Raw genomic sequence first — 19,560 nt, forward strand, 5'->3', positions numbered from 1 at the left:
AAGCCGCGCTGCGACCTGACCCTCGTTCGACATCAACACGGAAACCAAGGCGAACGCAATCCCGGTGGCGGCCATCCGGACGCACTTCCGTCACGCCGGCCGATGTCGTATCCGAAACAGCATTGATCCTGGGGGTCGGCAATCTGGCGGCGGTCCGCTGGCGCGTCGTCGGCGGGGGCCTGACGCGGAGGGAAGGGGCGATCGATGTCCGACTATTCGTTCTGGAAGCTGCTTCGTCAGGGCATCGCGGGTCACCACGGGTGGCGCCCGGCCTGGCGCGATCCGTCTCCGAAGCCGTCCTATGACGCGGTCATCATCGGTGGCGGCGGTCATGGTTGCGCGACGGCCTATTACCTCGCCCGCCAGCACGGCATGACCAACATCGCGATCATCGAGAAGGGCTGGATCGGTGGCGGCAATGCGGGCCGCAACACCACGATCATTCGCTCGAACTACCTCTACGACGAGAGCGCGGCGATCTACGACCACGCCATGCAGCTCTGGAAGGGGCTCGGGCGTGAGTTGAACTACAACATCATGATGAGCCACCGCGGCGTGCTCAACCTCGCCCACGATGACGGCGAGATGCGCACCTTGAAGCGCCGCGTCGAGGCCAACCGCCTCAATGGCGTCGATGCGGAATGGCTCGACGCCAAGCAGGTCAAGGAGTTCTGCCCGATCATCAATATCTCGCCCGACATCCGCTTTCCGGTTCTCGGCGCGACGCTCCAGCGCTCCGGCGGCGTCAACCGCCATGACGCGGTCGTCTGGGGCTATGCCCGCAAGGCCGACGCGATGGGCGTCGACATCATTCAGAACTGCGAGGTGACGGGCATCAAGGTGGAGGCGGGTCGGGTCGTCGGCCTGACCACCACGAAGGGCGACATCCGCACCCCCAAGATCGCCTCCGTCGCGGCCGGCCACACCAGCGTCATCGCGCGCATGGTGGACCTGCGCCTGCCGATCGAGAGCCACCCCCTCCAGGCGCTCGTTTCCGAGCCGATCAAGCCGGTCAATCCGTGCGTCGTCATGTCGAACGCCGTGCACGCCTATTGCAGCCAGTCCGACAAGGGCGAACTGGTCATCGGCGCCGGCATCGACCATCAGATCTCCTATACCCAGCGTGGCGGCTTCGACCTCATCGAGGAGACCATTCAGGCGATCGTCGAGATGTTCCCGATTTTCTCCCGTCTGCGCCTCATGCGCCAGTGGGGCGGCATCGTCGACGTCTGCCCGGACGCCAGTCCGATCATTTCCAAGACGGACGTCGAAGGTTTCTACGTCAACGCCGGCTGGGGCACCGGCGGCTGGAAGGCGACGCCAGGCTCGGGTCACGCCTTCGCCGACCTCGTCGCCCGCAACGAGCCCAACGCCATCGCCGCCCCCTTCACCATCGACCGCTTCCGCTCCGGAAAGCTCGTCGCCGAGCACGGCGCGGCCGCCGTGGCGCACTGAATTTTCTTCTCGAGGCGCGGGCGTCGACCGTCCGCATCCCGTTCGCCTGTTCAACCTGTGTCGATACATGAAGCACCACTGGCACCTTGACGACAGCGCTGAAACGTCCGCGGGCCGCCTCGCCTGCGGTCGTGCCGGCGCGCCAAGTCGCCCGCCGCTGGTGCTGACTCATGGTTGGCCCTGGTCCTCGTTCAGTTGGCACCGGGTCATACCGGCGCTCGCCGACCGGTTCCATGTCCACTGGTACGACATGCCGGGCTACGGTCGCTCCGAAATGCGGCCTGATCAGGCGACTGGCCTCAATGTCCAGGGCGCCGTCTTTGCCGAGATGCTCGGGCACTGGGGGCTCCGTGAGGGAGCAGCCCGCCCGCTCGTCTGGGCGCACGACTTCGGTGGCGCGACGACCTTACGCGCGCACCTGCTGCATGGTGCCGAATACGCGCGGCTCCTGTTGATGAACGTGGTCGCCATGCGACCCTGGGGCTCGAGCTTCTTCGATCATGTCCGCGCCCACATCGATGCGTTCCTCGGGGTGCCGCCGCACATCCACGCCGCCATCGTGCGGGCCTACATCGAGGGCGCCCTCGTCTGTGACCTGCAACGCGGCGACGTCGACGCACTCGTTGCCCCCTGGTTGACCGAGACCGGTCGCATCAGCTTCTGGCACCAGTTCGCAGAAGCCGACGAGCGATGGACGGGCGAGGTCGAGCCGCACTATGCGGACATCCGCTGCCCGGCGCACGTCCTCTGGGGGAAAGCCGACCCGTGGATTCCGCTCGCCCGCGGTAAGGCGCTGCATGGCGCCATCGGTGCCAAGGGCGCATCGGTCGGCTGGGCCGTGCTCGAGGGTGTCGGCCATTTGCCGCAGCTCGAGGCACCGGATGCCGTCGTCGCCGCCGCATTCGAGTTCTTCGCGGGGGAGACACGTTGATGCTTTCCCTCGAGACCTGGCTCGCCTTTGCCTCGGCCACGGCGCTCTTTGCTTACATGCCGGGTCCGTCGCTGCTCTATGCCGCGGCCCAGACCATGGCCCACGGTCGAAGCGGCGGGCTGCGGGCGGCGCTCGGTCTGCACCTCGGTTGCTATGTCCATGTCCTGGCTGTTGCGCTCGGCTTCAGTGCCCTGCTCGTGGCGGTTCCGACGGCCTACGCCGCCATGAAGCTGGTCGGCGCGGGCTACCTGGTCTGGCTCGGCCTGCAGCTCGTCCGGGATGCGATCGCCGGCGTCCGGCCCGGGCCCGCAGGCGATCCGGCTGCAACCGAGCATGCTTTGCCGCAGCATGCCCGCCGGCCTTTGCTCAGCTCGGCGATCGTCGAGATCCTCAACCCGAAGACGGCATTGTTCTATTATGCCTTCCTGCCGCAGTTCGTCGACCCTGCATCCGGTGTCGCCCCGTGGCTGCAATTCCTCGTCCTCGGCACGCTGGTCAATCTGGCGTTTTCCTCTGCGGACCTCATCGCCGTCGTCTTCGCCGACTGGGTCTCCGGCACGCTTGCACGCTCGGCTCGTGCGGCGGCATGGGTCCGAGGTCTCGGCGGCACGATCCTCGTCGCTCTCGGCCTGCGCCTCGCAATGGATAGAAACTGAAAGGCTCCCCAAGATGCTGGTCATCGAATGCCCACACTGTGGCCCGCGCGAGCAGGAGGAATTCTCCTACGGCGGCGAGGCACACATCGCCCGTCCGACGAACTCCGCCGACCTCAGCGACGCCGAGTGGGCCGAGTACGTCTTCATGCGTTCGAATACGAAGGGCGTTTTCGCCGAGCGTTGGATGCACGCCGCCGGCTGCCGCAAATGGTTCAACGTGATACGCAACACCGCGACCGACCGCATCCTCGCGGTCTATGCCCAGGGTGCGCCGCGCCCCGTGGTCGACCTCGCGGGGGAGGCTTTGCGGACCCCGAGCGGAGAGCCGTTCGTCGGCTCAGGTAACGACGCCACGAAAGTTCTCTCGAGCGCCGAGAGCATGGCTGGAAAGGCACGCTCGTCATGACGAAGACTTCGCTGCGCAACTCGACCGGTGGGCTGGTCGATCGCTCGCACCCGGTCAGCTTCCGCTTCAACGGTCGCACCTACCGGGGCTTTTCCGGCGATACCCTCGCCTCGGCCCTGATCGCCAACGGCGTGCACATGGTCGGGCGCTCGTTCAAGTATCACCGTCCGCGAGGCATCCTGGCGGCAGGCTCCGAGGATCCTGCCGCGCTCGTCCAGGTCGGCCGTCCGGATCGGGCTGCCACCGAGCCCAACACGCGCGCCACCGAACTCGAGATCCACGAGGGCCTCGAGGCGTTTTCGCAGAACGCCTGGCCATCGCTCGGCTTCGACGTCGGCGCTGTCAACGACCTGCTCGGCCGGTTTCTTCCGTCGGGCTTCTACTACAAGACCTTCATGGGTCCGCCGTTCGGCTGGATGTTCTTCGAGCCGTTCATTCGCCGGTCCGCCGGTCTCGGGCTCAGCCCCACGTTGCCGGACCCGGACCGCTACGAGCACACCAACCGCCACTGCGACGTCCTCGTGGTGGGAGGTGGCCCGGCCGGCCTCATGGCCGCGCTCAGCGCCGGTCGCGCAGGGGCCCGTGTCATCCTCGCCGAGGAGAGCGCCCGCCTCGGCGGTCGCCTGCTCTCGAGCGACCCCAAGGCCAGCCGCATCGGCGACTTCGCCCCGGCCAAGTGGGTCGCCGAGGTCGAGGCGGAGTTGCGCGCGCTGCCGGAGGTGAAAATCCTGACGCGGACGTGTGCGTTCGGCTACTACGGGGAGAATTTCATCGGCCTGGCGGAGAACGTCCAGGATCACCTGCCGCCCTCCCTGCGTGATGCCAAATTGCCCCGCCACCGATTGTGGCGGATTCGCGCGGGCCGCGTGGTCCTCGCCACCGGCGCCATCGAACGCCCGTTGGTTTTCCACCAGAACGACCGGCCCGGCGTCATGCTGGCGGGGGCGGTGCGCACTTATCTGCACCGCTATGGCGTCAAGGCGGGCACGCGCGCGGTCGTCTTTGCCAACAACTCGGACGCCTGGCAGACCGCCTTCGACCTCGTCTCCCACGGTGTCGAAGTGCGCGCCATCGTCGACACCCGCGCCGCCCCCGAGGGCGAACTGGTCCAGCGTGCCGCGACCCTCGACATTCCGGTCCACGCCGGCTCGACGATCGTTGCGACGGAAGGGCGACGCCGCATTTCCTGCGCCATGGTGCGGCGCATGGACGGGGATGGAAAATTGTTGGGCGAGGCCGACCGGCTCGAGTGCGACCTTCTGGCGATCTCCGGCGGCTGGTCGCCGAACGTTGCATTGTTCTCGCAGTCGCGTGGAAAACTGCGCTATGACGAGGCGATCGCCGCCTTCCGGCCCGCCGTGTCCTGGCAGAAGGAGCGCTCCGTCGGCGGCGCTGATGGCGAATTCGATCTTGCCGCCGCGCTCTCGGCCGGTGCCGAGGCCGGGGCTGAAGCCGCCAAGGCGACCGGATTTGCAGGCGAGGCCGCCATGGTGCCGGCCATCTCCCGGCCAGCCGCGCATGTGCCCTACGGCGTCGAACCGGCTTGGGATCTCCCGAGCGAACGCTCCGCGGCCGCCACCCGCGCCTTCGTCGACACCCAGAACGACGTGACCGCCAAGGATCTCCACCTTGCCGTCCGCGAGGGATATCGTTCCGTCGAGCACGCCAAGCGATACACGACCACCGGCATGGGCACGGACCAGGGCAAAGTCGTCGGCGTCAACGCCTTCGGCATCCTGGCCGGCGCGTTGGGCAAGGCGATCCCCGACGTCGGGGTCACGACCTATCGACAGCCGTTCAAACCGGTCTCCTTCGGCGCGGTCGCCGGCCAGCACGCCCGCCAGCTTTTCCATCCGCGCCGCACCACGCCGATGCACGACTGGCACGTCGAGGCCGGCGCAACCTTCGAGGTCGTCGGCGACTGGCTGCGCGCGCGCACCTATCCCCGAGCCGGTGAGACGTTCCACGACGCGGTCCAGCGCGAGAGCCTCGCCGCCCGCCGCCAGACCGGCATCCTCGATGCCTCGACGCTCGGCAAGATCGACATCCGCGGCCGCGGCGCAGCCGAGTTCCTCGATCGCGTCTACACCAACTCCTGGAAGAAGCTGAAGGTCGGCACCTGCCGCTACGGCCTGATGCTGAACGAGGATGGCATGGTCTTCGACGATGGCGTCACCGCCCGCCTCGCCGAGGATCACTTCCACATGACCACGACTACGGGCGGCGCGGCCCGCGTCCTCAATTGGCTGGAGGAATATCACCAGACCGAGTGGTCGGACCTCGAGGTCCACATGACGACTGTAACCGAGCAGTGGGCGGTTGCCTCGCTCTGCGGGCCGGAATGCCACCGACTGGTGGGCGATCTGGTCGACGACCTGGACGTCTCTCCGGAGAACATGCCGTTCATGAGCGTTGCGACAGGAAGCATCGACGGCATTCCCGTCCGCGTCTTCCGTATTTCCTTCACCGGCGAACTCTCCTACGAGATCAATATTCCGGCTTCCTACGGTCTCTGGCTCTGGCGACGCCTGATGGATGCCGGACGCATCTACGGGCTGACGCCCTACGGCACCGAGGCGATGCACCTGCTGCGCGCGGAGAAGGGTTTCATCATCGTCGGCCAGGATACCGACGGCACGGTGACGCCGCACGACCTCAGGATGGATTGGATCGTCAAGAAGGAAGGCGATTTCATCGGCCGGCGCTCGCTCTCGCGTTCGGACACCGCGCGCCGTGACCGGCCCCAGCTCGTCGGCCTCCTGACGAGCGATCCGGCATTCGTCATCGAGGAGGGCTCCCAGATCATCGCCACGGCGACGGAGCCGGAGCCGCGCGTGCCGATGCTCGGCTATGTGACGTCGAGTTACTTTTCCCCGAACCTGGGCCGTTCGATCGCTCTCGCACTGGTCAAGGGTGGCGGCGCAAGAATGGGCGAGACCGTCTACATCTCGCGTCGTGGCGCCTTGCCCGTGCCGGCGACGATCTCCGGAACGGATTTTCTTGCAGCCGAAGGGGCCAGGAAATGATCGATAGTCGTCGCCAGTCCCCACTCTCCCATCGCAAGCCCCTTGCCGCGCGCAGCGGCGAGGCCGCTCTTTGCGAACTGCCGTTTCGAGGCTTCCTGCAGCTCCGCGCGTCACCCGAGGTCGCAGCGCCTGCTGTCACGACGGCTCTCGGCCTCGTCTTGCCGCAAGCCGTGCGTCAGACCGCCCGCGCCGGCGGGGTCACAGCCATTTGGCTTTCTCCCGACGAATGGGTGCTGACGACCGATCCCGGCGGGGTGACGGAGGCCCAGGGTGCGCTCTCTCGCGCGCTCGCCGGCCGCCATGCGCAGGTGGTCGACGTCACGGACTATTATACGACGATCGAGATCGCGGGCACGCGGGCCCGCGCGCTGCTGGCCAAGCTGGTCGCTTACGATCTCCACCCGCGTGCTTTCCATCCCGGCGAGGCCGTCGCCACCCGTATCGCCAAGGTCTCCGGCTGGATTTACTGCCCGGTGGATGGCGGTGGGGCGGGCAATGTCCTCCATGTCATGGTGCGCCGCTCGCTTGCCGACTATGTCTGGTGCCTCCTGGCGGACGCTGGCCGCGAATGGGGCCTGCCGGCCGAGGAGCCGCGCGGCGCGGTCAAGCTCCACCTGCCTCACTTCGACTAGTGTTGCGATACGGACGTTTGTCTCCCGGTCGCTGCAAGGCGATCTGCCAAGCGTCCGTGGCGGTAGCAACACCACGCGGTGGTCCGGCACGACACTGGCGGGCTCGTCCCACGCTCGGAACCGGTCAGGTGCGTGCCGGCGGGCTCGTCCAGCGCCGCGCCGGCGCATGGAATGGCCGGTCGACGACGCGCGCCGGTTCCATCAGCTTTTTCCACTCCAGTTCGTACTGCACGTAGATCTCGACGAAGAGCGGTTCGCGTCGGTTGAGGCCGTGCGGCCGCCTCAACGAGGCGAGGGCGATGTTGCGTTTGGTCGCCGGCGACCAGGTCGCCGCGGTGACATGGCCGACCTCGACCTTTCGCTCGGTATAGACGAGCGACTGGTGGGCAGGCTTGTTGCCGCCGATGTCGAGACCGACGAGGCACCACTTCGAGGACTCGCTTTCCTTTTCCTCCAGCAGTGCGCGCCGTCCGTTGAAGTGTCCCTTCCCGAAGTCGACCATCCAGCCGAGCCCGATCTCGAACGGCGATCGCGGTCGGCCCGAACGCACGGCGTGCTCGGCGGTGACGAAATCCTGGTTCGCCACGATGAAGCCGGCCTCGATCCGAGCGATGTTGAGGGCGGCGTTCCCGAACGGCATGATGCCGTGGGCCGCTCCCGCCGCCATCAGCGTGTCGTATAGCGCGAGCGCGCGCGCCGGCTCGGTCCAGACTTCATAGCCGAGGTCGCCGGTGAAGCCGCTGCGCGAGATGGTCACCTCGCCGGCATCCGTGAGCGAAAAGCGGCCATGTTCGAACGGCTTGAGCGCGCTCGCGTTACCGGCCCCGGCCGCCTCGAGGACCGCATAGGAGGTCGGTCCCTGCAGCGACAGCGCGCAGATCGCGTCGGAAATATCGTCCACGACGACGTCGAATCCCTCGGCGCCCGCCAGCAGCCAGGGCAGGTGCCGCTCCTGGCAGTGCAGCAGGAAGCTCGCCTGCGAGAGCCGCATCAGCGTGCCGTCGTCCATGACTTTTCCGTCGTCGTCGCACCAGGCGGTATAGTGCATGCGCCCGGGCGCCAGCCGCGCCACGTTGCGCAGCGTCAGACGGTCGAGGAACGCCTCGGCATCGTCGCCCTCGATCCGGTAGGTCACCATCGGCGACAGATCGAACAGTCCGGCCGAGTTGCGGATCGCGGTATACTCGAGTTCGAGGTCTCGAAAGACGTTCACCACGGTATAGCCCGCCCAGGTGGCCCAGTCGTTCAGCACGGCGAGTTCGCTCGTGCGAGCGTGGAACGGAGTCCGGCGCCGGGGCGTGCGGAATTCGAGTTGCGCCGGGGTGTGGGGCCCGGGCCCGCGCCCTCCGGTCTTTGCGGCCTTTGCAGCGTCCGACGGCCTCGCGTTCATGCCCGCTTCTCCTTGGCGAGGATTCGGCGCGCGGCGTTGAGCCCGGCGACACCGGTCACGCCGCCGCCCGGATGACAGCCGGCACCGCAGAGATAAAGTCCGGGGATGGGTGTGTCGTACTGCGCCGCGCCGGGGACCGGGCGTAGCATCAGCATCTGGTCGGGCGCCAGCTCCCCGTGGTGCCAGTGGCCGCCCGGCATGCGGTAACGCCGCTCGATGTCGACCGGCGTCAGCAGCTCGCGGTGAGCGATCTGGTTCTGGATCTGCGGTGCATACCGCGCGATCGTCGCGACGATCAGGTCCGCGAATTTCTCGCGTGCGCCGTCCCATCCGCCCGCGAGATCATAGGGAGCAAATTGTACGAGCGCGGACAGCACGTGCTTGCCGGGCGGCGCGAGCGTCGGATCGACGATGGAGGGGATGGTCATCTCGAGGAGCGGCTCGGGCGAATACTGCCCATATTTTGCCGGATTGAAGGCCCGCTCCACCGCCTCGACGCTCGGTGCGACGACCAGCCTGCCATCGTGGTTGAGCCGGTCGAGGCCGTTGAAGCTCGGCAATCCGTCGAGCACCAGATGGAGCTTGGCGACGTTGCCCCGCGCGCGGATGTTGCGAACGCGCCGGGTGAAGCCGATGTCGAGGTGCTCGACCCCGACCAGATCGAGGAAGGTGGTGCGCGGGTCGATGGCCGAGACGACGAGGTCCGCGGCGATTTCGTCCCCTGTCGCCAGTTCGACGCCGACCGCCCGGTCGCCGCGCACGATGATGCGCTCGACCGGAGCGGATACGACGGTGCGCACGCCAGCCCGCTCACCGGCCTCCGCGATCGCCTTGACGACGCCGCCCATGCCGCCCTGCGGGATCGCCCGTGCGCCACGCTCGCCGAGCACCTCGCCCGCCATCCGATACAGCAGACCGAGCACCGAGCCGGGTGAGCGCGGCCCGAGATGGCTGCCGAGCACGGCGTCGAAGGCAACCGCGCCGCGTAGCCGCTCGTCGGTCAATTCCTCGTCGAGGAGGTCCGCGACGTTCATCAGCGCGATGCGCAGGAACTCGCGCATGTCCGCGCGCCCGAGCCGGCGGATCCTGAGCCCGAGACGCGCAAGCTTGAGGTTCTCGGCGAGGTTCGAGGAAGCAAGGCGCGGCGGCGGCTCCGCAAGCATCGGCGCCAACGCACCGGCAAAGCGCGAGAGGCGCTCGTTGAGTCGCGCCCAGGCCGCCTGCTCACCGGCCGCCAGGTCCTTGCCGGCGAGTTCGCCCCGGTCGCGGCTTATGACGAGGTTCCGGCCCCGGGCATCGAGTGCCACGGTGTCGATATCGGGCGCCGCATACTGTAGCCCGCTCTGATCGAGGTCGAGTTCGGAAATCACCTGCGGGTGCAGGAGGTGAAGCACGTGCGCGAGCCCCGGAACACGCACGCCCGGCATGATCTCGACCGTACGCGCGCCGCCGCCGACCTCGCCATCCGCCTCCAGCACCGTCACCGAGAGGCCCGCCTTGGCCAGCATGGCGGCGGCCACGAGCCCGTTGTGGCCGCCGCCGATGACGACGGCGGTGCGCGCCACTGGCGTTTTGTTCCCTTTGTTAGATGACGGCATAGGCTTCGCTGATGTCCTTGATGTCACCGGGTCGCTTGAGGTCCCTCAGGATCTCGACGGCGGCATTGCGTCCCGGCGCCCCCATGACGCCGCCACCCGGATGCGCCGACGAGCCGCAGAGATAAAGTCCGCGAACCGGCGAGCGGTACTGAGCGTAACCCGGCACGGGCCGGTTGAAGAGGAGTTGGTCGAATGTCAGCTCGCCCTGGAAGATGTTGCCCTCGGTGAGCCCGACCTCTTCTTCGAGTTCGCGTGGTGTGCGCACCTCCTTGTGCACGATGAGATCACGAAAGCCGGGGCTGTAGTCCGCGATCTGCGAGATCACCGTTTCCCCGAACGCGTCGCGGTCGGCGTCCGTCCACTCGCCCGTCGCGAGCCGTGGCGGGCAGTACTGCACGAAGCAGCTCATGAAATGGCGCCCCGGCGCCGCCATGGTTGGATCGACCGTGGTCGGGATCATCATGTCGAGGAAGGGGTCGGCCGACCAGCGCCCTTCCTTCCAGTCGTCGTAGCCACGTTCCATGCGCTCCATCGTGTCGGTGAAGTGCATGTCGCCGCGCACGCACGGCGATCCTTCCGGCAGCGCCGGGAACCGGGGCATGCCCGAGAGCGCGATGTTGACCTTGCCCGAAGAGCCGCGGATGCGGAAGTTTCGCACCTTGCGCACGAACTCGTCCGGCAGATTGTATTCCGCGATGAGCTTGAGGAAGGTGCGCTTGACGTCCGCGTTCGAGGCAACGATGCGCCCGTGCACTTCCTCGCCGGTCTCCAGCATGACGCCGATCGAGCGCCCGCCGCGGACCATGATCTCGGCGACCCCGGCGCCGGTCCGGATCTCCCCACCATAGCTCGCGAGCGCTGCGGCGAGCGCCTTGCTGATGCCCCCCATCCCGCCGCGCGAATAGCCCCATGCCCCGGAGCTTCCGTCGACCTCGCCCATGTAGTGGTGGAGGAGGACGTATGCGGTGCCGGGCGAGTAGGGCCCGAGTGCCGTGCCGATGATCCCCGAGACGGCGAGCTTGGCCTTGATCACCGGCGTTTCGAAGTATTCGTCGAGGAATTCCGCGATGCTCATGGTCCAGAAGCGGACCATGTCGCCCATCTCGCGCTCGGTGAGGTCGTTCAGCCGCTTGCCGAGCCAGAGCAGCTCCTGCACGTCGCGCGGTTTGAGGGATGTGGGATCGGGCGGCGTGCGCAGCAGCAGCGGGCGGATGAAGCGGCACTGGCGCAGCACGTCGACTGAATAGCGGTCGTAGGCCTCCGCATCGCGGGGCGAAAAGCGGGCGAACTCGCGGCGCTGCGCCTCGTGATCGCGGTAGCTGCCGAGGAAGTCGCCGTCCTCCGTGAACGTCGCGCCGCCATCGAAGGGGATGATCTGCAGGCCGTGGCGGGGCAGATCGAGGTCGCGCATGATCTCCGGTCGCAGTAGCGAGCAGACGTAGGAGCAGTTGGAGTAGAGCCAACCCTCTTGAATCTCGCGGCTGACGGCGGCCCCGCCGATGTAGTCGTTCTTCTCGACGACGACGACATCGAGCCCGGCCCGCGCCAGATAGCAGGCGGTGACGAGCCCGTTGTGTCCCGCCCCGACGATCACCGCGTCATAGGTTTTCATCTCCCGATCGTTCCCCTGCTGCGGGCATTCCGGGCGGGATGGGGCCCCGCTCGCCACGCTCCCGACGCCGTCATGCTTGCACGCGCCGCAAAAGCATGTCCAGCAATCGAATGTCCATTCGATGATCCAGGTTGACGCCCGCGCTGGCACGCGCTGGAATGACACGATGATCTTATGAGGGCCACGGGATGACTGCCACGGGCGACGCCGAGTACCCGGACGAGCTGATCACCTTCCTGGAGACGCTCTGGGGCGCGGGCTACCTGTCGCCTGGCGGGCCGGCCGAAGTGGACCGGGTTCTGGCGGGAATGTCGCTGGCGGGATGCGACGTGCTGGACCTCGGCTGTGGTTCTGGCGGCATCTCGCTGCATCTGGCGGAGCGCCATGGCGCGCGCTCGGTCACCGGCATCGACGTGGAGGGGCCGGTGCTCGCCAAGGCGCGCGAGCGGGTGGACGCCTCTGGCCTCGCCGACCGCGTTCGTTTCGCGCAGGTGGCCCCCGGCCCGCTGCCGTTTCCCGATCGCACGTTCGACATCGTCTTTTCCAAGGATGCCATCGTCCACATCCCCGACAAGCACGCGATCATGGCCGAGATTCACCGTGTCCTGAAACCGGGCGGACGGTTCGCCGCGAGCGATTGGCTGATCTCCCACGACGGCGAGCCGACGCCGCCCATGGCCGACTACATCCGTTCCGAAGGTCTCAGTTTCGGAATGGCCTCGCCAACGCGCTACCGGGAGGCGATGGTGGCCGCGGGCTTCGCCGAGGTCGAGCTGGTCAACCGCAACCCCTGGTATCGCGAGGTCGCTCGCGGTGAATTCGAGCAGCTGTCCGGCGCACTTTACGAGCGTGCCGTCGCCGCCGCTGGCCGAGCGCTCGTCGATCACAACATCGGCACGTGGAAGCGCATGCTGACCGTCCTCGAGAGCGGAGAGCATTGCCCGCACCACCTGCGTGCCCGCCGTCCGCTGGGTGGGTGAGGCAGGCGCCGCTCGCCGCAAGGTTCGCCCGTGCCGCTGCCGGGAAAGTCGACGGAGCCGTATGCCGAGACGTCTTCGTTTCGCCCGGCCGGACGGCTACAGAGTGTTTCAGCCACCGGCTCCGGACGGTGGCGGGAGGCATGGCTTGGCAGGTCCAAACGCCAGGCTCTATTCCGGAGATGTCGCAGGTCGCTCCTTCGGGGGCGCCAAATCGGGAGGAACAGGAGAAAATGGCTGCAACTGCTTTGCAAGGTACCCGGCGTGTGGTGCGCACGATCCGGTCGTTGGTCGGTGCGGCGGCGGTGGTCGGGCTCGCCTTCGCGTTCGCCCCGACCGCGTCCGCTGAGAGCCCCAACCTGACGCTCTTCGAGTGGGCAGGCTACGACGACGTCGAGTTCCACAAGGCCTATGCCGAGAAATACAACGGCTCGCCGCAGTATTCGTTCTTCGCGGATGAGGAGGAGGCATTCAACAAGCTGCGTGCCGGCTTCAAGGCGGACCTGATGCACCCCTGCATCCAGAGCATTCCGAAGTGGCGCGACGCTGGCCTACTCAAGCCGATCGACGTCAGCCGGCTGCCCAAGTGGGCTGACATCTACGAGCGCTTCCGCAACCTGCCGCACGTGATGACGAGCGACGGCAAGGCCTGGTTCGTCCCCTTCGACTGGGGCAACTCCGGTATGACCTACATCACGGGCAAACTGACCGAGGAGCAGGCGTCGACCCTCCAGACATTCATCGACCCGGCGATGGCGGGCAAGGTCTCGATCCCGGACAACGTCGACGATGCCTATGCGCTGGCCTTCCTCGCAACCGGCATCAAAGACTGGACCAATGTGACGGATGCCCAGTTCCAGGCCGCCAGCGATTGGCTGCGCAAGGCGCACCCGAACGTGCGTTTCTACTGGGGCGATCCCAATTCGCTCAACCAGGGGATGGCAAACGGCGAGGTCGATCTCGCCTGGGCCTGGAACGAGACCCCGACCAACCTTCAGGAGGCCGGCCACGACGCCGTCATGAACAAGCAGGTCAAGGAGGGCGCCTCGACCTGGATCTGCGGCTTCTCCATGCTGACATCCGGTGAAGGCAGCGAGGATCAGGCTTACGACTACATCAACGCGTTCCTCGAGGACCAGACGGCCAAATATCTCGTCTCCGAGTGGGGTTATGCCGCCTCGACGACGACGGGCATGGCTCAGTTCACCGAGGAGGAACTGACCGACGCGGGCTATGCCGACATCGCGGGCTTCTTCGAGGCCACGCTCTTCCAGTCGGCCATGGACCCGCAGATCCGCGAGCGCATGATCGCCGAGTTCGCCAAGATCAAGGCGGGCTTCTGAGGACTTCACGCCGAGGCATGCAGCGTGGTTACCGCTGCTCCCCGGCCCTCTCGAGACCAGGCGGCGCGCTCCCCGGGGCGCGCCGCCATTGCCTTCCCTGGTTTCGCACGGGTGCCCGACTGAGCTATCATTATTGTGCAGTCCTTCTGCGCCGCCCCCGTTGCCACCGCCCTTCGAGGCCCAGATGACCGAACCCGACCGCGCCCCTCTCGTCCCGACGCCCTCCGAAGTCGATGCCGCGATCGCGGCCTTGCGCGGACGGGTGATCGAAACACCGCTCGTTGCCGCCCCGCGCCTTGCCGCCGAGACGGGCGCCGCCCGCGTTCATGTCAAGTTCGAGACCTTCCAGAACACCGGCTCGTTCAAGTACCGGGGCGCCCTCTGGCGATGCTCCAATCTCAGCGACGCCGAGCGCAAGGCCGGCGTCGTCGCCTTTTCCTCCGGCAACTTCGCGCAGGGGCTGGCCGCCGCCGCAACCTCGCTGGGCATTCCCTCGACCATCGTCATGCCGATCGATGCCCCCGACACCAAGCGCCGCCGTACCGAGGGCTTCGGTGCCCGCGTCGTCCTCACCGAGCATGGCGAGCGCCCGCGCGAGGAGGTGGCGAGCGAGCGCGCCCGCGAACTCGCCCGCGCCGAGGGCATGACGCTGCTTCACCCCTTCGACGATCCCCTCATCATCGCCGGACATGCCAGCCTTGCCGGCGAGGTCGCCCGCGTCCTGGCGGCGGACGGCGAGGCGATGCCGGATGTGGTCCTCTGCTGTGTCGGCGGCGGCGGGCTGCTTGCAGGCCTCGCACTCGCCTTTCGCCGCTTCTCGCCCGACTGCGAGATCGTGCCCGTCGAGCCCCTGCAGTACGACGGGCTCGGCCGCTCGTGGCGCGCCGGCCAGATCACGCCCGCCGAGGGCGGCCGGTCGACGATCTGCGATGCGCTCCAGGCCCGCCAACCGGGTGTGGCGCCCTTTGCCTGTGTGAAGGCGGCCGGCCTCGGTGACCCGCTCGCCGTCTCGGACGAGGAAGTTCGCGCGGCGATGGCCCTCGCCTTCGACCAGTTCAAGGTGGTGCTGGAGCCTTCCGGGGCGGTCGCCCTCGCGGGGCTCCTCCAGCAGAAGGAGCGCTTCGCCGGGCGCCGCGTTCTGGTCATCGCTTCGGGCGGAAATATTTCGCTCGCAGCCTTTCATGCCCATCTGAACGCTTGAGACGGCCGCTGGCCCCGTCGCAGGCATATTAGCATTGGCGCGCTAGCGCAGCAGCGGCCGGCCGTCGCCGGGATGGACTTTCCCGCTCGAAGTCGCAGGGAGTGACGACGACATGTCCGGCATCCGCAACAGCCGACCGATCCTCGGCGCCGCCGTCATGCTCGACGATCTGGACCGCGTCCCGGGCCTGCGCGAGTTCCTCTTCGAGCGCGACCGAGACGTCGAGATCCAGGACCTGATCCCCGTGGAGGCCGCGCGCGGTGACGGCTGGCGGGAGTTTTCATCCCGCGCCCGCGCGGCATTCGACGGCCACCGTGGCCGCATCGGCATCCACGGCCCCTTCTGGGGCTTTGCGATCGATACGCCCGATCCGGACGTGCGTGCCATCGCTCAGGCCCGCCTCGACGTCGGCCTCGAAGCGCTCATCGCCGCGACACGCGGGCGCGGCGGTGCCCATATGGTGCTGCACAGCCCGTTCACGACGTGGGGCTGGTACAACCGCGGAACCAAGCGACAGACCCGCGATGAGACGGCCGAATGCGTTCACCTCTGCCTCGCACCTGCCGTTCGCAAGGCTGAGGACCATGGCATCGTGCTCGTCATCGAGAATGTGGAGGATAAGGACCCCGCCGAGCGTGTCGCCCTGGCCGCATCGTTCGCGAGCCCCGCGGTGAAAGTCTCCCTCGATACCGGTCACGCCCACTACGCCCACGGTGCGACCGGCGCCCCGCCCGTCGATGTTTTCGTCCGCGCCGCCGGCGATGCCCTCGCCCACGTCCACCTGCAGGACGCCGACGGCTTTGCCGACCGTCACTGGGCGATCGGTCGCGGCACCATCCTCTGGCCCTGCGTCTTCGCGGCGCTGGGTGAGCTTGCCGAGTTGCCCCGCCTCATCGTCGAGATGAACGACGCGGCCGATATCCTGCCATCGGCACGCCACCTCCATGAGGCCGGCCTCGCCGAATAGTGCGTCGTTCCGCCGTGCGCTCCGCCCCGCAATTTCCTTGACTTGTGCGGCGCAACATGAGACACGGGTTCGTCGCCGCGATGGCGACCTCGACGTTCGAGCTGCGTGAAAGGGCGCTACAGGGTCAGGCTTACACTCCGACCCGCTCAGGTTTCGCCCGCCTGTTCAGCACGTTGCAGTTTCATCCTATTCATCGGCGCCCAGGCCACGCGGGGTGCCGCGCAAGGCACGGCATGACCCTTTGCGGCATGCCGGGCGTGCCCTGCGCCGGTTTCGCTCCCGCCGTCGATACGGCGATCGTGCGGAGGCCGGGCAGGCCGCGCCATCCGCCACGACCAGAAAGCGAACACGTGACGACATTTTCCGACCTCGGCCTCGCCGCGCCCCTCCTTAAGGCGCTCGACGCCGAAGGCTACACCGCGCCGACGCCCATCCAGGCTGCTGCCATCCCCTCCCTGCTCGCGGGAGAAGATCTCCTCGGCATCGCCCAGACCGGCACCGGCAAGACCGCCGCATTTGCCCTCCCCATCCTCCAGCGCCTCGCCGCCTCCCCGCGTCCGGCTCCCCGCAAGGGCTGCCGTGTCCTCGTGCTGGCCCCGACGCGCGAACTCGCCAGCCAGATCGCCGAGGGCTTCCGGACCTACGGTCGCCACTACCGGTTCACCGTCGCGACCGTCTTCGGCGGCGTCGGATTCGCGCCCCAGATCAGGGCCTTCTCCTCGGGGACCGATATCATCGTCGCGACCCCCGGCCGCCTCCTCGATCACATGGCCTCCGGTCACGCGAACCTGAAGGCGACCGAAATTCTCGTCCTCGACGAGGCCGACCAGATGCTCGATCTCGGCTTCGTCAAGCCGATCCGTCAGATTGTCGCCTCCCTCCCCTCCGCGCGCCAGACGTTGCTTTTTTCGGCCACGATGCCGGCCGAGATCGCCGATCTCGCGCGCGCCTTCCTGAAGGACCCCCTCCGCGTCGAGGTGGCGCCCGCGGCAACCACCGCCGAGCGCGTCGCCCAGCGGGTCATCCATCTGCCGCGGTCCGAAAAGCGCCTGCGCCTCGTCTCGCTCCTTTCCGACCGCGCCATGGCCCGCACCCTCGTCTTCACGCGCACCAAGCGTGGCGCCGACCGCGTCGCCGGGCACCTCGAGGCGGCCGCCATCGGCGCTGCCGCCATCCACGGCAACAAGAGCCAGCGCCAGCGCGAGGCGGCTCTCGAGGCCTTCCGCTCCGGACGCATCCGGGTGTTGGTGGCGACCGACATCGCGGCGCGCGGCATCGACGTCGACGGCGTCACCCACGTCGTCAACTTCGAACTGCCCGAGGTCGCCGAGGCCTACGTCCACCGCATCGGCCGCACCGCGCGCGCCGGCGCCTCGGGCGAGGCGATCTCGCTTTGCGAGCCCGAGGAGCGCGATCTCCTGAGGGCGATCGAGCGTCTGACCCGCCAGCGCATTCCGAGCGAGGACGCCATGGCATCCGCTGGCGCTTCCGGCGCGGCGCCCGCCGATGACGATCGCGAGAGTGGTCGCGAACGCCCGCGCAAATCCGGTGGTTCGCGGCGCGACGGCCCAGCCCGTTCGGCGCGCCCCGCGTCCGATCGCCGGGACGACCGCCAGCCGGCCCGCCGGCCGGACGGTGAGGCACGGCGCCGCGATGGAAAGGCCAAGGCCGGTGCCCGTTCGCCGCTCGAAGGCCAGCACCCGCAAGCCAAGTCCGGCGCCGACCGGGGCGATACCGCGCGGCCGTCATCGGCTCCGGAGGGTGGCCGCCCGCGCCGTCGGCGCTCCGGCAACCGGCCAGCCGAAGGTCGTTCCGAGCGCGGCGGCGAGGGCCATTCCCGCCCGGCCGAGCGCGCCTCGGCACCGCTCGCCGACGCGGCCGGCCAGCTTTCGCGGCTCGCCTTCCTCAGCCCCGCCCCGGTGCGCGGCACGCTCTGACGATCCACAAGGCCGGGCCCCGTGCCCGGCTTTTCGCCTCCGGGGGCCATGGTTGGGCTTGCGGTTCGAGGGAGAAAGGCGTATCTATCTCGCCATCGACTTTGGCCGGACGATCGGGCCCCTGCGCCGCGCCGGTGTTGTAACCGGCACGCGCTCGGCAACGAGCAAGGGTTAGCGGCGCACGTTCAGACTCCACTCCAAAATCGACGTTGAACGGCAGAGGCACGTCCGACATGGCGAGCCCGCGCCCCCCCGTATGTCTACCGATTGGGACAGCCGAAAATGCAGAACGGAACCGTGAAATTCTACAACGAGCAAAAGGGCTATGGCTTCATCACGCCGGACGCCGGCGGCAAGGACGTGTTCGTCCACGCCACGGCACTCGAGCGTGCGGGCCTGCGCGGCCTCGCCGAGGGTCAGAAGGTTGCCTTCGACACCGAGATGGACCGCCGCTCCGGCAAGCCCGCCGTCGCCAACATCCAGCTGGCCTGACGCCCGCCGCGCAAGCGGTGTCGGAATTTCAACGCGAGGGGGAGGCCCAAGGGCCTCCCCCTTTTTTTGGCGCGCGTGGTGGTGGGGGGGCGGTTGGCCCGCCTCTCAAACGCCCGGCGGGCGGCTTGCGACTTCTACGGGCATGGTCAGTTCGAGGTTGTGAAGCTGCTCGATGCGCTCCATCTCCGCGCGGTAGTCGTCGTAGGTGTTGCGCTCGCCGAGCAAGGCGAGGGCAACTTCCAGACCCTCGATGCCGGCTTCGAGGGCCTTCTGAGCCAGCTTGCGCAGGCGCTCGGCGGCGGAGGCACGAGCGCGAGCCGCCACCTCGGCGACCTCTTCGCCGACCTGCTTGCGGCAAACGGTATCGCGAGCGCACTTGACGGCAACGCGCACGACGCCTGCGCCTGCCCCGGCCTCGACGCCAGCTGCCTGAGCGGCACCCGGGTCGGTGAAGGCGACCGCCGCCGCGATGGCGAGGGCGGAAGCCGAGTTTTTCAAGAACGCCTTCATGGGCATCTATGCTCCATCTAGGGCAACCCGTAGCGGGCGCCGGTGGTTAGGAGCCTTTCAACTAGAGCCCGGAATGCCTTGTAGCCACCACAGCACACCGACTCGCGCCGACGTCCTGTCAGGTTCGCCAGCATCGCCTGTCGCTACCTGTCGCGCCGCTTCGCCACCAGCCTCGAGCACTGCCGACAAATTGTCGGCTCGCCTGTCGCGGCGCCGTCGTTGACCCTGCCGTCGGCTCTGGCAGGATGGCTGTTCAGATGTGCGCGAGGCCCTGAGGACCGACGGCATGACCGATCCTATTCCCGATTGGAAAGACAAGTTGCGGTTCCTCATGGACGACCGCTTGCCGCAGGCCGTGGCGGACCGCAATGCCGCAAAGAATGTAGAGCGGCCGATCAATTCCATGCCGCGCCTCGCCAAGGCGCTC

Annotated in this window: 16 protein-coding genes; 12 read left to right on the top strand and 4 right to left on the bottom strand. The window is 67.8% G+C overall.

Features of this window, described 5'->3' with window-relative positions; all coding sequences use genetic code 11:
* The first annotated feature begins 204 nt into the window (after positions 1 to 204).
* The 6 genes from GC150_03165 to GC150_03190 all read left to right on the top strand — a co-directional run bounded on the left by GC150_03165 (position 205) and on the right by GC150_03190 (position 7,106).
* Positions 205 to 1,455, top strand: coding sequence for a sarcosine oxidase subunit beta family protein (locus GC150_03165; GenBank protein ID MBI1383895.1), 1,251 nt, complete (start codon positions 205 to 207; stop codon positions 1,453 to 1,455).
* Positions 1,456 to 1,522: 67 nt separating this feature from the next.
* Positions 1,523 to 2,386, top strand: coding sequence for an alpha/beta fold hydrolase (locus GC150_03170; GenBank protein ID MBI1383896.1), 864 nt, complete (start codon positions 1,523 to 1,525; stop codon positions 2,384 to 2,386).
* The gene (locus GC150_03175) at positions 2,386 to 3,042 is read left to right on the top strand and encodes a LysE family translocator (protein MBI1383897.1); all 657 of its coding nucleotides are present in this window, start codon (positions 2,386 to 2,388) and stop codon (positions 3,040 to 3,042) included. Before GC150_03170 ends, GC150_03175 begins: the two co-directional genes overlap by 1 nt.
* A 13-nt stretch (positions 3,043 to 3,055) precedes the next feature.
* Entirely contained in the window at positions 3,056 to 3,448 is a 393-nt protein-coding gene (locus GC150_03180) for a sarcosine oxidase subunit delta family protein (GenBank protein MBI1383898.1), read from the top strand.
* Complete coding sequence (locus GC150_03185) at positions 3,445 to 6,474, top strand: sarcosine oxidase subunit alpha family protein (protein ID MBI1383899.1); 3,030 nt, start codon at positions 3,445 to 3,447, stop codon at positions 6,472 to 6,474. Before GC150_03180 ends, GC150_03185 begins: the two co-directional genes overlap by 4 nt.
* Entirely contained in the window at positions 6,471 to 7,106 is a 636-nt protein-coding gene (locus tag GC150_03190) for a sarcosine oxidase subunit gamma (protein ID MBI1383900.1), read from the top strand. Before GC150_03185 ends, GC150_03190 begins: the two co-directional genes overlap by 4 nt.
* A 124-nt stretch (positions 7,107 to 7,230) precedes the next feature.
* Here GC150_03190 and GC150_03195 read toward each other — a convergent pair whose 3' ends face one another.
* Genes GC150_03195 through GC150_03205 form a run of 3 tightly spaced genes read right to left on the bottom strand, consistent with a single transcriptional unit; the run spans position 7,231 to position 11,706 of the window.
* Positions 7,231 to 8,496 (bottom strand): aminomethyl transferase family protein, encoded by a 1,266-nt coding sequence (locus tag GC150_03195; protein MBI1383901.1) that lies wholly within the window; start codon positions 8,494 to 8,496, stop codon positions 7,231 to 7,233.
* The gene (locus GC150_03200; protein ID MBI1383902.1) at positions 8,493 to 10,094 is read right to left on the bottom strand and encodes an NAD(P)-binding protein; all 1,602 of its coding nucleotides are present in this window, start codon (positions 10,092 to 10,094) and stop codon (positions 8,493 to 8,495) included. The genes GC150_03195 and GC150_03200 overlap by 4 nt, the downstream gene beginning before the upstream one ends.
* Complete coding sequence (locus GC150_03205) at positions 10,081 to 11,706, bottom strand: FAD-dependent oxidoreductase (GenBank protein ID MBI1383903.1); 1,626 nt, start codon at positions 11,704 to 11,706, stop codon at positions 10,081 to 10,083. The genes GC150_03200 and GC150_03205 overlap by 14 nt, the downstream gene beginning before the upstream one ends.
* Before the next feature lie 188 nt (positions 11,707 to 11,894).
* Here GC150_03205 and GC150_03210 point away from each other — a divergent pair, with 188 nt between their 5' ends.
* The 6 genes from GC150_03210 (at position 11,895) to GC150_03235 (ending at position 18,623) form a co-directional block, all read left to right on the top strand.
* Positions 11,895 to 12,686, top strand: a complete 792-nt coding sequence (locus tag GC150_03210; GenBank protein MBI1383904.1) for a methyltransferase domain-containing protein — start codon at positions 11,895 to 11,897, stop codon at positions 12,684 to 12,686.
* 230 nt (positions 12,687 to 12,916) lie between these two features.
* A complete protein-coding gene (locus GC150_03215) occupies positions 12,917 to 14,026 on the top strand; it encodes a polyamine ABC transporter substrate-binding protein (protein ID MBI1383905.1) in 1,110 nt (369 codons plus the stop codon).
* A 184-nt stretch (positions 14,027 to 14,210) separates the two neighbouring features.
* On the top strand, positions 14,211 to 15,227 hold the full coding sequence (locus GC150_03220) for a pyridoxal-phosphate dependent enzyme (GenBank protein MBI1383906.1): 1,017 nt from the start codon (positions 14,211 to 14,213) through the stop codon (positions 15,225 to 15,227).
* A 112-nt stretch (positions 15,228 to 15,339) separates the two neighbouring features.
* Positions 15,340 to 16,194, top strand: coding sequence for a TIM barrel protein (locus GC150_03225; protein MBI1383907.1), 855 nt, complete (start codon positions 15,340 to 15,342; stop codon positions 16,192 to 16,194).
* A 350-nt stretch (positions 16,195 to 16,544) separates the two neighbouring features.
* Positions 16,545 to 18,131, top strand: a complete 1,587-nt coding sequence (locus GC150_03230) for a DEAD/DEAH box helicase (protein ID MBI1383908.1) — start codon at positions 16,545 to 16,547, stop codon at positions 18,129 to 18,131.
* Between the two features lie 282 nt (positions 18,132 to 18,413).
* Positions 18,414 to 18,623, top strand: a complete 210-nt coding sequence (locus GC150_03235) for a cold-shock protein (protein MBI1383909.1) — start codon at positions 18,414 to 18,416, stop codon at positions 18,621 to 18,623.
* A 105-nt stretch (positions 18,624 to 18,728) separates the two neighbouring features.
* Here GC150_03235 and GC150_03240 read toward each other — a convergent pair whose 3' ends face one another.
* Positions 18,729 to 19,139, bottom strand: a complete 411-nt coding sequence (locus GC150_03240; GenBank protein MBI1383910.1) for a hypothetical protein — start codon at positions 19,137 to 19,139, stop codon at positions 18,729 to 18,731.
* Between the last annotated feature and the right edge of the window lie 421 nt (positions 19,140 to 19,560).

It is taken from the genome of Hyphomicrobiales bacterium (genome assembly GCA_016125495.1).
Classification (GTDB): domain Bacteria; phylum Pseudomonadota; class Alphaproteobacteria; order Rhizobiales; family RI-29; genus RI-29.